11 protein-coding genes are annotated in these 13,372 nt (G+C 71.7%); 5 read left to right on the plus strand and 6 right to left on the minus strand.

All coding sequences use genetic code 11. The annotated features are described in order from the left end of the window. Positions 1–42: 42 nt before the first annotated feature. Positions 43–1,452, plus strand: a complete 1,410-nt coding sequence (locus ACILRH_RS16825; protein ID WP_395695199.1) for a flavin-containing monooxygenase — start codon at positions 43–45, stop codon at positions 1,450–1,452. 4 nt (positions 1,453–1,456) lie between these two features. Here ACILRH_RS16825 and ACILRH_RS16830 read toward each other — a convergent pair whose 3' ends face one another. From ACILRH_RS16830 to ACILRH_RS16855, 6 genes are all read right to left on the minus strand, one after another. After that, positions 1,457–3,694 (minus strand): Kelch repeat-containing protein, encoded by a 2,238-nt coding sequence (locus ACILRH_RS16830; RefSeq protein WP_395695200.1) that lies wholly within the window; start codon positions 3,692–3,694, stop codon positions 1,457–1,459. Between the two features lie 59 nt (positions 3,695–3,753). Beyond that, positions 3,754–4,158, minus strand: coding sequence for a hypothetical protein (locus ACILRH_RS16835; protein ID WP_395695201.1), 405 nt, complete (start codon positions 4,156–4,158; stop codon positions 3,754–3,756). A 337-nt stretch (positions 4,159–4,495) separates the two neighbouring features. Then, the gene (locus tag ACILRH_RS16840; RefSeq protein ID WP_395695202.1) at positions 4,496–5,494 is read right to left on the minus strand and encodes a hypothetical protein; all 999 of its coding nucleotides are present in this window, start codon (positions 5,492–5,494) and stop codon (positions 4,496–4,498) included. 103 nt (positions 5,495–5,597) lie between these two features. Further along, positions 5,598–6,488, minus strand: a complete 891-nt coding sequence (locus ACILRH_RS16845; RefSeq protein WP_395695203.1) for a hypothetical protein — start codon at positions 6,486–6,488, stop codon at positions 5,598–5,600. Between the two features lie 478 nt (positions 6,489–6,966). Further along, positions 6,967–7,773 (minus strand): SDR family oxidoreductase, encoded by an 807-nt coding sequence (locus ACILRH_RS16850; RefSeq protein ID WP_395695204.1) that lies wholly within the window; start codon positions 7,771–7,773, stop codon positions 6,967–6,969. After that, the gene (locus tag ACILRH_RS16855; protein ID WP_395695205.1) at positions 7,757–8,866 is read right to left on the minus strand and encodes a serine hydrolase domain-containing protein; all 1,110 of its coding nucleotides are present in this window, start codon (positions 8,864–8,866) and stop codon (positions 7,757–7,759) included. The genes ACILRH_RS16850 and ACILRH_RS16855 overlap by 17 nt, the downstream gene beginning before the upstream one ends. A gap of 119 nt (positions 8,867–8,985) precedes the next feature. Here ACILRH_RS16855 and ACILRH_RS16860 point away from each other — a divergent pair, with 119 nt between their 5' ends. From ACILRH_RS16860 to ACILRH_RS16875, 4 genes are read left to right on the plus strand one after another with little or no spacing between them, the layout of a single operon-like run. Continuing rightward, positions 8,986–10,524, plus strand: a complete 1,539-nt coding sequence (locus ACILRH_RS16860; protein ID WP_395695206.1) for a carboxylesterase/lipase family protein — start codon at positions 8,986–8,988, stop codon at positions 10,522–10,524. After that, the gene (locus ACILRH_RS16865; protein ID WP_395695207.1) at positions 10,517–11,524 is read left to right on the plus strand and encodes a phosphotransferase family protein; all 1,008 of its coding nucleotides are present in this window, start codon (positions 10,517–10,519) and stop codon (positions 11,522–11,524) included. Before ACILRH_RS16860 ends, ACILRH_RS16865 begins: the two co-directional genes overlap by 8 nt. A gap of 52 nt (positions 11,525–11,576) precedes the next feature. Further along, on the plus strand, positions 11,577–12,842 hold the full coding sequence (gene eno, locus ACILRH_RS16870; RefSeq protein WP_395695208.1) for a phosphopyruvate hydratase: 1,266 nt from the start codon (positions 11,577–11,579) through the stop codon (positions 12,840–12,842). Next, positions 12,835–13,371: a cupin domain-containing protein gene (locus tag ACILRH_RS16875; protein WP_395695209.1), complete on the plus strand. Its 537-nt coding sequence runs from the start codon at positions 12,835–12,837 to the stop codon at positions 13,369–13,371. The genes eno and ACILRH_RS16875 overlap by 8 nt, the downstream gene beginning before the upstream one ends. Position 13,372: the final 1 nt, after the last annotated feature.

Here is a 13,372-nt window from a genome sequence, read left to right on the forward strand (position 1 = left end):
GGGGCTTCCGCAGCGACCGGACCGCAGACCAGGAGGACAGCGATGACCACCGCCAGGCAGACGGGCACCGAACCCGTCGCGGACCGCGACGGGTCCGACGGGTTCGACGCGGAGGTGTGCCTCATCGGCGCCGGGGCCGCGGGTCTGGCCGCCGGCAAGGCCCTGGTCGACCGGGGCCTGGACCTCGACTGGTTCGAGAAGGGGTCGATGGTCGGTGGCCTGTGGCGCATCGACAACGACAACGGGGCGGTGGCGGCCTACCGCACGCTGCACCTGAACAGCTCGCGCCCGCTCACGCAGTACCCGTCGTACCCGATGCCACAGGACTGGCCGGACTACCCGACCCACGAGCTGATGGCGCAGTACTTCCAGCGCTTCGCCGAGGACAACGACCTGCTGCGGCGGATCACGTTCCGGTCCCCGGTCACCTCCGTGCGGCCACTGCCCGGACCGGGGGACCCCGGCGCCCACGGCTGGTCGGTCACCACGGCCACCACCGGCACCCGGACCTACCGCAGCGTCCTGGTCGCCAACGGCCACCACAGCAGCCCCAAGGTGCCGGACTTCCCCGGCACCTTCACCGGCGAGTCCTTCCACTCCCACGACTACCGCGACCCCGCGGTCTTCGCCGACAAGGACGTCGTCGTGGTCGGCGTGGGCAACTCCGGGATGGACATCGCCTGCGACGCCGCCCGGACCGCGAGGAGCGTGCGCCTGGTGACCCGGCACGGCGTCCACGTGATCCCCAAGTACGCCTTCGGCCGGCCCATCGACCAGTTCGGCTCCCCGCTCGTGGCCTACCTCCCGTTCCCGGTCGAGCGGAAGATCTACGAGACCCTGCTCCGGCTCAGTACCGGCCGTCCTCAGGACCGCGGGCTGCCGAAGCCCGACCACCGCCTGCTCCACGCCCACCCCACCGTCTCCGCAGAGCTCTACGACCGGGTCGGGCACGGGGACATCGTGATGAAGCCGGGCATCGAGCGCCTCGACGGCGACCGGATCGTCTACGTCGACGGCACCGCCGAGCACGCCGACCTGCTCGTCTACGCGACGGGGTACGACGTCTCGTTGCCCTTCTTGTCCCCGGAGGTGTTCGACCCCTCCGGCAACCGGATGCCGCTCTACCAGCGCGCCGTCGCGCCGGACCGGCCCGGCCTCTACTTCATCGGCTTCATGCAGACCGTCGGCGCCAACATCCCGCTGTTCGAGTACCAGTCCGCGTGGATCGGCGACGTCCTCACCGGGGAGGTCGTGCTGCCCGGCAAGGAGCGGATGCAGGCCTGGATCGCGGAGGACCAGGCTGCCCTCGCGGCGCGCTACGTCCGATCTGAGCGGCACACCATGCAGGTCGACTACTGGCGCTACATCCGGGCCATGAAGGAGGCGCGCGCCGAGAAGCCGCACCCCTCGCTCACCGACCGGGTCGGCCACGCGTTGGCCGGACTCCGCTGAGTGCTCACCTGAGCCGTTCGACGCGTCCCTCGGGGACGGTGTGGAACAGCAGGACCGAGTTGTCCGGCAGCGGCGCGAGGAACACGTCCGAGCCCAGCTCGTCGTTGAGGTCGGGGCCGGCCCGGAAGACGCTGGCGCCCGGGTTCCACGTGTCGGTCGTGCGCCGGAACGCGCCGCCGTCGTCCCACCCCGAGACGTCGCCCCCGGCGACCACGACGGTGCCGTCGGATCGCGTGACCGCCTGGTGGAGCTGACGGCCGGTGCTGAGCGGCGGACCGGCGGACCAGGTGGAGGTAGTGGGGTCGAAGATCTCGGTGGTCGTGATCGGCGGCTCGGCGTGGTCGCTCAGCGCGCTCAGTCCGCCGGAGACGAGGACCCGTCCATCGAGGAGCGAGGTCGCCGCCGCACCGACCTGGAGGATGGCCGGCGTGCCGGCCGGCGCCCACTGACGTGAGTCCGGGTCGTACACCTGTGGTGGGAGCAGGGCGGGTGAGGTCGGGCCGAAGCCGCCCTCGAGCAGCACCCGACCGTCGGTGAGGGAGGTCAGCGTGAAGCCCACGCGGGGCGAGGGCCCCGCAGGCTGACCTGGCCGGGACCACGTGTCGGCCGTCGGGTCGTAGACCGTCACCTCGGTGGGGTCGTCACCGAAGCCCTCGGGTGCCGTGAGCACGTCGCCGTCGGGCAACAGCACGGCGAGCTCCTTGGTGACGTCCCCGGGGACGGCGGACCTGAACGCGAGCTCGTTCCAGTCGTTGGTCGCGGGGTAGTAGACGTCCACGGCGGTCGAGATCGGTGACGAGCGGGTCTCGCGCCCGCCGAAGACGAGGACCGTGCCGTCCTGGAGGGTGATCGCCGTCGCGCCCCCGCGCGCGGTCGGCGCCAGCCCGGCCTCATTGAAGGTGTTGGTGGCCGGGTCGAAGAGATAGGCATCGTCCGACGCCGGCTCCGAGTCGGAGCCGTAGCCGCCGACCACCAGCACCCGGCCGTCGGACAGCTGCGCGAATGCGGCGCCGTCCAGGTGGCCCGGGATCGTCGCCACCGCCTTCCAGGTCCCGGTCGCCTCGAACACGGGGCTGGTGTCCGAGGCGAGCCCGGCGCTCTCGGCGGTCAGGGTCACCCGGTTGCAGGCGCGGTCGATGCCAGTGGTCGGGAACGTCGCCGTCCCGGCTTCGGCCGCGACGACCGACGGCCCCGTCACCTGGACCGCGCACGCTCCGCCCGCAGACAGCGTCACCACGGCCGAGGAGGAGGTGCGGTTGCCGTACCGGTCGAGCACGTCGACGGCCAGGGTGGGCCCGACCGGCCGCCGGGCCACGACCCTCGGTGGGAGCTTCCGGAGCTGCAAGGCCGCCGGAGCCGCTGCGTCGACGTGGAACGGTCGGCTCGTCGCCGTACGGAGTCCGGGGCTCGACGCGCGCAACCTCACCGTCGAGCAGGCCCGGTCGGTGCGCAGGGTGGTGAACCGGGCGACGCCGACGGAGGTCGTCTGCCGGGTCGTCCCGCTCAACGACGCCCGTCCGCACGAGCTCTCGATCCCCATCCGCACCGGGACGGCGGCCAGGGTCCGGTTGCCGAACCGGTCGACCGCCACCACGACGGGAGGCCGGGCGAGCACCTCTCCGGCCGTGCTGGCCATCGGCCCGCTGCGGAACGTCAGGGCGGTGGGCCGGCCGGCGACCACCCGGATCCTCGGTGCCTCGGTCCTGCTGAGGGACGTCGTCACGCCGTGCACGCTGGTCGTGGTCGGCCATCGGTACATCTTCGCGACAGCCGGGGACGTGACGTCCGCGAAGCTCAGTGTCACGTCCGCGGAGGCCGAGCAGTGCAGGAGGAGGTTGATCACGCGACTGCCGCCGGGAGCCGGCCTGAAGCCGTCGACCACGGCGCGTCTGCAGCTGGTCTCGACGGGAGAGACGAATCCGGGCAGCTCCTGGCTGGCCTGCTGGGGACGGGTCCATCCTGCGGGCACCGTGATCCGCAGGTGGCCGTTGATCGCCGCGCCCTCGGTGTTGACCGTCAGCAGGTAGTCGCGGCGCACGCCGGCGATGACCCGGCCCCTGTCGAGCGTCAGGTAGACACCGTCAGGGACCTCCCGGGTGACTGGTGCCCGTGCAGCGTCGTCCGGTGGGGTCGCCACCGCGCTGGTGTTGGGGGTGAAGGCCGCCACGCACAGCCCTGCGCACAGCCCTGCGCACACCGCCCGGACCGCCGCGCGGAACCGCCACCGGTCACCGTTCGCCATGTGCCCTCCCTCGTCGAGTCACCTGAGGGTAGGGCGTCACACCGAGCCGGGGAATCGGGCTAGCGGCGGCGCGCTGCCCAACCGAGGACCACGAGGGCGACGGCGACCGCGCCCATGACCGCCTGCAGCGGGTCCGGCCCGACGAAGGGCACCTGCACGACGAGCTCGATCAGCAGCAGTGCCCCGGAGGCGACGGCCGCCGTCCCGAGGTGCCTGGAACCCCGCCAGGCGAGGGCTGCAGTGACGCCGCACGGCACCGCCACCGACGCGGCGAGCCAGAGGCCGGGCAGCAGCCACGAGTCGAGGCCCAGGGGCTCGAGGTCGGAGACCGGCGGGGTGTAGGTCCCCGTCACCAGCTGCACCGCACCCGCGAGCGCGGCCAGGCAGGTCAGGCCGGCGACCACCCCCAGCGTGCGCCGCCACGGCCGGTCCGCGCGACCCGTGGCTGCGTGCGTGCTGGACACCGACATGACGCTCCTCCTGTGCTCGACTGAGCGCCCCCGCCGCCGCGGTGGGCCCCGGCCCCAGGCTGGCCCGCTGTCCGGCCCTCGGACCAGGGCCGTTGGTCAGTCCCTGGCTCCCGGCCGGCACGTCGGTCGCCGCCAGCACGGTGATCCGCGCGTGACCGGACCAGCCCCGGGCTGTCCGTCGAACGCCGACCCCGAGCCGGAAAGCCCGTGGCCAGCAGCGACCACCTCGAGCGGCGATCTCTCGGCGAAGAGCGACGGGTGGCGCCTCGTGCCTTCGTCCCTCGAGAGGCACGAGGCGCCACCGCACCGACAGGCCGGTGCGGATGTCCTCTCATGTCCTCTCGTCCGCGAGCCGGTTGCGGCGGTCCTCCTCGCGCTTGGAGTACGCGGCCGCCCGGATCGCTTCGTCCGACTCCAGTCCGCTGCCCAGGGCGCCGCCGACGGTTGCTGCCGACGCCACGAACCAGGCGAGCACGAAGAGGTCGCTGTAGTGGAGTGGCTGCTTCAGGTAGCCCCCCATCACCGAGGGGTCGAGGACGAACAGCGCCCACAGCAGGTTCAGCACGTACAGCGCGACGTAGCAGCTGAGCGCCCCCAGCGTCAGCGTGAGGAGCGTCGAGGTGTTGTACAGGCGCGCGCGATCACGCGCGTGGGCGGAGTCGTCCTTCGGGCGGTCCCACAGCCCCCCGTCGATGACGAGCCAGCCCACGACGAGCGCGATGGAGGCGATCGTCGCGGCCACCAGGCGCCACGGTGACAGCGACCCAGCCAGCAGCCACATGGTGGAGTTGATGGTCGCGATGGCGCCGGTCGTGAGTGCGGCGACCAGCGCGGACTTCAGCCCCGGCAGGAGCAGCCAGGGCCGGTTGGCGAGCACCATGCCGAGGAGCAGCCGCCAGTGACCGCTCCAGCGGGGGAGCACCACGCGGCTGTCCACGTCGGCGGCGGAGTCGGCCATGCCGCTGATCAGCTCGCGTAGCGCGCGTCTGCTGCGGCGGTGCATGCGGACACTTCCCAGCGCGGGCAGTGACAGGACGGCCGTGCGTTGCTGCCGGTCGGTCTCGACCAGCAGGTACTGGCCGTCGTCGTCCCGGAGGGGCAGCTCGGTCAGGCCGACGACGAGGTCCCACTGCCGGTCACGGGCGTGCTCCGTCAGTCGTGAGAGCGCCGTCTCCACGTCCTCGCACGCCACCGTGAAGGGCTCGCTGACCATCGACACGTCCCAGGCCTCCCCGGCCCCGCCGTGGGGTGGGTCGGCGTCGCTGAATCGGCGCGCGACCTCGGTGGGCTTGGCGGGATCTGCGACCAGACCGACGCGGAGGGTGTCCATCCGGCGGCGGTACCCACCGTCCCGCTTCGCAACAGGCCGGCGGTCTCTCGGTGGCTCGTGGTGCGACTCGGTGGCTCGGCGGCCCCGCCGGAACCTCGTCACCTCAGGCGGCCGACGCAGGGCCGGGTGGCAACGCTTCGAGCAGGCGACCGAGTGCTTCCTCGTTGATGGAGGCCCCGGTCCGGTCCGGCTGGACCAGCACCTCCGCCCGCATGTCAGGTGACACGGCGTAGACGCACGGTGAGAGGGGGAACGGGTTCGAGGTGCATGTCGTGAGTGCGTCGTACGCGAGGAGCAGCGATGTCTCGATCACCGACTCGTCCACCGGCAGGTGGATCCACAGGTCGAACTTGGTCGGGACGGCGACCAGCACCCCGGAGGCCGGGAAGTCCTGGCGCAGCGTCCGGCGCAGCAGGTCGGGGAGGACCAGCACGCGGGAGGCGCCGAACGAGTCGTCGGCGTCGAGGAACTCCACCCACGACTCCTGCAGGCGCGGGTCGAGACGCCGTCGCGCGTGACGTGGCTGGGGCAGCCTGGAGAGGTTGTCCAGTGCCGCGGCGTAGGCCTCGTCCCGGTCACCGACGAGGTCGAGGTTGCCCATCTGGATGGTCATGCCGGGCAGCTGGGCTGACAGGACCGCCGGGAGGCCGGGCAGCAGCTCGAGGGGCTCGTAGTCCAGGTCACCCAGGGTCCCCGCCTGCTCCAGCTTGGGACGGAGGGTCTCCGGCGCGACCGACTCGGGCAGGTCGGTGATCGACAGCAGTGTCGTGATCTGGTCCCGGACGAGCTCACGCCAGCGCGCCCGGGGGAAGAGCTGCAGCCGGCGAGCGAGGTTGTCCAGCCCCAGCACCCTGCCGCAGGACAGCTCGAACGCGACACCGTCGACCAGGGTCCAGCTCCGGTCGAGCTCCCGCAGGAGTGCCGCGACCTCGTCGACGAGCCACCGGGTGTCCTGCGCGTCCAAGCCCTGGATCGTGGGCGGTTGCGTGCTCATGGCTCGATGCAAGCAGGGATTCCGGAATCGCGTCGGGCGCTCTCCACAGGCATCGGGCGGAGTCATCGGAGTCACCTCGATGGCGCGTTCGCGTTCCACAGGTCGAAAGCGATGCGTTGGCGCTACGTCGGTCCCGGACGGGCGTCCAGCCTGTCACGGTGCGGCACATCGCTTGGGAAAGCCTCGGGGAAGGGACATTCTCGGTTGGTCACGCCCAGACCTGATCCGACCGAGTGCCGTGGGACGTTGACCAAGTCGGAGCACGTCAGGCACTCGCCTGGCCGCCAGCGCGGTGTCGGCCACTCCCAGAAGATCCGCCAGGACGACGTCGGAGATCCACACGCCGTCACGTTGGTGCCAAGTTGCTTGGCGTGAATCTCGCCCGAGGGCTTCCAGGGGGCCGGGGCATCCACCGAGGGCGCCGTCCCATGTGCAGCGGTGGCCCACCACAGACGTGTGCGTCTCTGATCTCGCGGTGTCAGCGGCACGAGGAGCTCCCGCCGTCGACGACGAGGGTGGTGCCGGTCAGGTAGGCGCCGGCCCGGCTCGCCAGGTAGATCGCAGCGCCCGCGATGTCGTCACCGGTGCCGATCCGGCCGAGGGGGACGCCGGCCTCCACCCCTTGTCGGGCCTCGGCGTCGTCGAGGAGGAACGCCATCATCTTCGAGTAGAACGGGCCCGGGGCGATGACGTTCGACGTGACGTGCCTCGAGGCCAGCTGACGCGCGAGATGGCGGGACAGGTGGTGCACCGCGGCCTTGGAGGCACCGTACGCGTAGGCCTCGGCCTCGGACGTGACGATCCCGTCGATGCTGCCGATCGTGATGATCCGCCCGGGGTCGGCGGAGGACGCCCCGGCCTCGAGGAGAGGCAGGACCGCCTGGGTCAGGGCGAAGACGGACCGCAGGTTGAGCCGGACCACCTTGTCGAACCCGTCCATCGGGTAGGTGTCGATCGGGGCGCCCCAGGTCGCTCCTGCGTTGTTGACGAGGACGTCGAGCGAACCGAGATCGGTGCGGACCCGGTCCACCACCGCGGCGAGGCCGGCATCGGTCGCGAGGTCCGCTGGGCATGCTGTGCAGTCGCCGAACTGACCGAGGCGATCCTCCTCCGACCGACAGGCATCGGCTGACCGAGAGGAGATGACGACTCGGGCGCCACGGCGCACGAAGCCCTCGGCGATCATCGACCCGATCCCTCGGGTCCCGCCCGTGACCAGGACGGCCTTGCCGCTCACGTCGAAGAGCGGGTCGATCGAGGTCGTCAGCTCAGTGGGTGTCGTCATCGAAGGCCTCCAGGATCTCGAGCTTGCGCGGGTCGGTGTTGATGTCACGCCCCATGCCGTTGGTGACCCAGGTGAGGACGAGCCCGGCCTCCGGGTCGACACAGGCGAAGGAGCCGCCCATGCCGTCGTGGCCGTATCGGAGGCGGTCTGTCGTGCTGTAGGGGCAGGCTGAGTCGGCATGGCCGACGACGAGCCCGGCCGCGAACTCGCGGTCGTCGCCGAGCACGCGGTCGGTGCTCCGGCCCTGTCCGGTGAGATGCAGGTCGATGTCGCGGGCCGGGACCGAGCCCCGCCCGAGCAGCTGGGCCAGCGCCAGCGCGATGCCTTCGGCGTTCGCCATCAGCTTCACGCTGGGCAGCTCGAGCTCGGTCCACCATCCGGCGTTGGCGTCACCGGCCGTGAGCACCGGGTTGCGGAGCGCCGCTCGGGTCTCCTCCGTCTGTCGGTGGGCGAGCTGCTGCGAGGCCTCGCTGGGCGGGACGTCCAGGGCCACGAGAGCGGCGTGGTCGGTGCCACGACGCACGAAAGAGGCGGCCGCGCCCGGGTCCCCGCCGAGGACGAGTTCCAGCGCGCCGTCCATCCCGGAACCGAGCCGTCGGCATAGCTCGCGCACGACCACGCCATAGGTCCAGGAGTGGTAGCCGACGTCGGTGCCAGGCTCCCACCAGGGGGTCGTGGTCGCCAGCTCTGCCGCCAGGGCGTCGTGGTCGAGGAGGTCGGTCGGACCTATCGGCCGGCGCAGTCCGACCAGGCCGAGCCGATGGCCCAGGGCGGCCTGGACGGGCATGTCCCGACCGGCACGGAGCTCGGGCCACAGGTCGGCGAGCCGGGACTCCAACGAGTGTCCCCGGTCGGCCAGGATGCTGGACAGGGCGACCGCTGCTACCGCCTTGGCCACCGACCACACGTTGACCGTCGTCGCGCGCGACCAGGCACGTGCGCCCGCTCGCCCGCTCGCCACGCTCACCAGCAGGTGGTCGCGGGAGCGGATGGCGAGCTGGCCGCCGGTACCAGGGTGCTTCCCGACGACCCGGCGGAACGCGTCGATCGTGCTGGCGAAAGCCCGGTCCTGGACCTCGCTGTCCGCAGTCATAACGAGATGGTGGCCGCTGCCGGGGGAGCGCGGTAGCCGCAACGCCCCTACAGCCTCGATCGCGAGCAGTCAGGAGATCACTACTGGTCCTCCGATTGGCGCTGCCCCAGGCTGGGGCCGTGGACAACCTGCTCGATGACCCGATCGTCCGAACCGCCCAGGGACGGGTGCGGGGCCGCCGCGCGCCGTACGGCGCTGAGTTCCGCGGTATCCGTTACGCCCTGCCGCCTCGTGGCGAAGCGAGGTTCATGCCTCCGGTCCGGGTGCCGTCGTGGGGGGACTCCGTGGTCGATGCCAGCTACTTCGGCGACGCCGCACCGCAGGAGCCGTGGGACGAGCCCTTCGGCTCGCTGCTGCGCACCCGACCCGGCTCGGAGGACTGCCTCTCGCTCAACGTGTGGACGTCCAGCACCGACCCGGATGCACGCATGCCGGTCATGGTCTGGATTCACGGAGGTGGCTACGCCGACGAGTCGGGAAGCGACCTCCCCTTCCACGGGCACGAGTTCGCGCGGGACGGGATCGTGCTCGTCACGATCAACTACCGGCTCGGGGTGCTGGGCTACCTCCATGTAGCGGAGTCGTTCGGTCTCGAGGCCGGTTCGGGCAACTTCGGTGCGCTGGACCAGATCACCGCGCTGGAGTGGGTCCAGGAGAACATCGCCGCCTTCGGTGGGGACCCCGGGAACGTCACGATCTTCGGTGAGTCCGCCGGTGGCTGGGCGGTCTCCACCCTGCTCGCGTCACCGCGGGCCGCGGGGCTGTTCAAGCGGGTCATCGCCCAGAGTGGCAGCGGTGACCACGTGCTCACCCCCGAGGCGGCCCAGCGGGTCACCGACCGGTTCCTGCACCACCTCGGCGTCAAGGCGGGAGATGTCGACGGTCTCCGGTCCGTCGACACCCGCCATCTGCTCGAGGCACAAGGGCTGCTGTACGCGGACTCGCTCAGCGGGGGACCCGAGACCGCGGCGATGATGGGCGACGACGCCGGGCTCCTGCTCTGCCTGATGCCGGTGACGACGGGCGAGGTCGTGTCGGACCTCCCGACCCGAATGGTGGCCGCCGGCAGCGGCCGCGACGTCGACCTGCTGCTCGGCTCGAACGCGGAGGAGTACGGCCTGTACCGCTTGTTCCCGGGTGGGGTGTTCTCTGCCGAGCAGATGCTCGCGACGGCGCGCGCGACGCTGCGCGCACGAGGGCTCGAGCAGACCGAGGCCCGCTACCGGGCGGACGCCCCGCTCGCGGACGAATTCGCCATCGGCGAACTGATGGAGAACGACCGGTTCTTCCGGCTTCCGATCCTCGACCTGGCGGAGGCACACGCAGCCGAGGGGTCCGGTGCTACCTATCTCTACGAGCTCACGTGGTCGCCGACCGACCTCGGTGCCTGCCACGTGCTCGACGTCCCGTTGGTCTTCGACCGGCTCCAGACGCCCCTGGGGCAGCGGCTCACGAGCGGACCCACCGCCCAGCCCATCGCCTCCTTGATGCACGGGTCGTGGGTGGACTTCGCGACGGTCGGCGATCCCGACCCGGTCCGTGAGCTGGGCTGGTCCCCGTGCGCCGCCGACGCGACGCCCTCCTTCGTCATCGACGAGACCTCGGGCACCGACACCGAGCGCGACGCCGAGCGTCGGCGCCGGTGGCGCCATGGCTGAGAGCAGCACCGCGCGCTCGGACGAGGACGTGCTGGGGCCGGAGCAGATGGGTGCCGTGCTCGAGCGAGTGGGGGTCCACCGCGAGGTCGTCTCCGTACGTCCGCTCAGCGGCGGCGTCTCGAGCGACGTCCAGGAGGTGGTGACCACCACCGACCGTCTGGTCGTCAAGATCGCGCTGCCCCGGCTCAAGGTCGCCGAGGACTGGTTCGCCTCTGTCAGCCGTGCCGCTGTCGAGCGTCGCGCCCTCACCCTCGCCGGAGGGTGGACCCCCGGCGCCGTGCCCGACGTCGTCGCCTACGACGACGAGGCGGCGATCATCGTGCTTCGGCACCTCGGTGACGGCCTCACGCCGTGGAAGCCCGAGCTGCTCGCCGGTCGCACCCGCCCCGGCACCGGAGCCCGCTTGGCTCGCCTCCTGGCGGCCTGGCAGTGGCACGGAGCCGACGGTGTCGACATGCTCGGCCCCGACGCTGCAGCGAACTTCGAGGAGCTGCGGACCGCGCCGTTCTACCGCACCGTCGCCGAGCGGATGCCCGAGGTCGCCGACGAGGTCGCCTCGCTCGTCGCCGACGCCGCGGCACGACACGACGTCCTCGTGCACGGCGACTTCAGCCCGAAGAACATCCTGGTCGGCGCCCATACCGTCGTCCTGGACTGGGAGGTCGCGCATCTCGGTGACCCGGCCTACGATCCGGCCTTCCTGTCCTGCCATCTCCTGCTCAAGTCCATCGCCCGCCCAGCTTCGGGCGTCACCCGGATCCTCGACGAGTTCACCGGAACGCTCGCGCTGCTGCTGCCCGACCTGGACTGGAGCAGGGTCTGGCGGCACGCCGGTGCGCTGCTCCTCGCCCGCGTCGTCGGCAAGTCACCGGTGGACTACCTCGACGACGATCGGGCTCGCCAAGCGCTGGCCCTCGGCCGGCGCCTCCTGGCCATCCCCCCCGACACTGCCCTGGCCGCGGCTGAGCTTCTCGGAGAGGCACCTACCTCGACGTCCTGACGGACGCACCGACCCGACGACACGACCCCCGACACGACAGGCAGCTCCTGACATGACCGGCACCATCACCGACCTGCGCGCCTGGCAGGCCCTCGACTCCCGCGGGCGCCCGACCGTCGCCGTCTCCATTCGCACCGACGACGGCTCCCGGGGTCGGGTCGTCGTGCCCTCCGGTGCCTCCACCGGCCGGCACGAGGCGCGCGAGCTCCGCGACGGTGGCACGGCGTACGGCGGGATGGCCGTCACCCGGGCCGTCGCCAACGTCCGTGAGCGGATCGCCCCGGCACTCCTCGGGTTGCCGATCAGCCACCAGGGCCTCATCGATGCGACGCTCGAGGCCGTCGACGGGACGCGCGACCTCGAACAGCTCGGGGCGAACGCCGTGCTCGCCGTGTCCCTGGCCACGCTGTGCGCCGCTGCCGACCACGGCGGCCACGAGCTCTTCGAGCACCTGGACGGCAGTCGGGAGGTGCTCCTTCCCCGCCCGATGTTCAACATCGTGTCAGGTGGTGCTCACGCCGGACGACAGCTCGACATCCAGGACGTGTTGGCCATCCCGCTGCGCGCCACCTCCTTCGCCGACGCCCTGGAGATCGGGGTGAGGGTCCGGGCCGGCACCGCCGAGGCCTTCGAGACGCGAGGACTTCCGACCAGCCTCGTCGCCGACGAGGGCGGACTCGCCGGGCAGCTCGAGTCCAACCGAGCGGCGCTCGAGCTCGTGCATGAGGGCATCGACCGTGCCGGGCTCCAACCCGGGTGGGACGTCGGGATCGCGCTCGACGTCGCCGCGACCCAGTTCTTCCACGACGGGCGCTACCGGCTGACGCTCGACGGACGCACCCTCACCGCCGACGAGCTGATCGCTGAGATCGAGGACTGGATGCAGCGCTACCACGTCGTCTCGATCGAGGACCCGCTCGCCGAGGACGACTGGGAGGGGTGGGCGGTCGCCACGAAGATCCTCGGCGAGCGCACCCAGCTCATCGGCGACGACCTGTTCGTCACCGACGTCGCGCGCCTCGAGCGCGGTGTGGCGGCCGGCATCGGGAACGCCGTGCTGGTCAAGCCGAACCAGATCGGCACTGTCTCCCGGACCACCGACCTCATGCACGCTGCACGCAGGGCCGGCTACGCCACCGTCGTGAGCGCTCGCTCCGGCGACACGGAGGACTCCTGGCTCGCAGACCTGGCGGTCGGTTGGCGTGCCGGCCAGGTCAAGGTCGGCTCCACCACGCGGTCGGAGCGGACCGCGAAGTGGAACCGCCTGGTGGAGATCGAGGAGCTGGTGGGCGATCGGGGGCGGCTGGCCCGTGCCTGAGCACGGGCGACGCCTCGTCCTGACCGGCGAGGACCTCCGCGGCGCGAGCACCGTTGTGTCGGACGAGCAGATCACCACGCTCGAGATCGGGCTGGCTCCCGGATGGGGGTTCGAGCGCATCTGGGCCAGTGCTGCGCCGCCGCCGGCCGACCACGACGGGCGTGACCACGACGGTGCGGACTACTACCCACCCCACGGCGAGCTCCGCGTGGGGTCCTTCACGATCCCTCCCGCAGGCACCGGGGCAGTCCGCGAGGACGGAGTAGACCTCACGGCCGAGGCCGAGGAGTTCCTGCCCGGTGGGCTGCGGTTCCACGACCCGGATCGGCCCGGATTCCACCGGACCCCCACCGTGGACGTGCTCGTCGTCCTGGCCGGACGGGTGCACCTGGAGCTCGACACCGGGTCCACCGAGCTGGGCCCCGGAGACGTGGTGGTGCAACGAGCCACGGCGCACGCGTGGTCGAACCCTGGACCGGAGCCGGCGTCGGTCTTCTACACGACGCTGGGCGCCCGGGCGGGGGAGTGAC

Origin of the sequence: Nocardioides sp., from assembly GCF_044226765.1 — a bacterium.
Lineage (GTDB): Bacteria > Actinomycetota > Actinomycetes > Propionibacteriales > Nocardioidaceae > Nocardioides.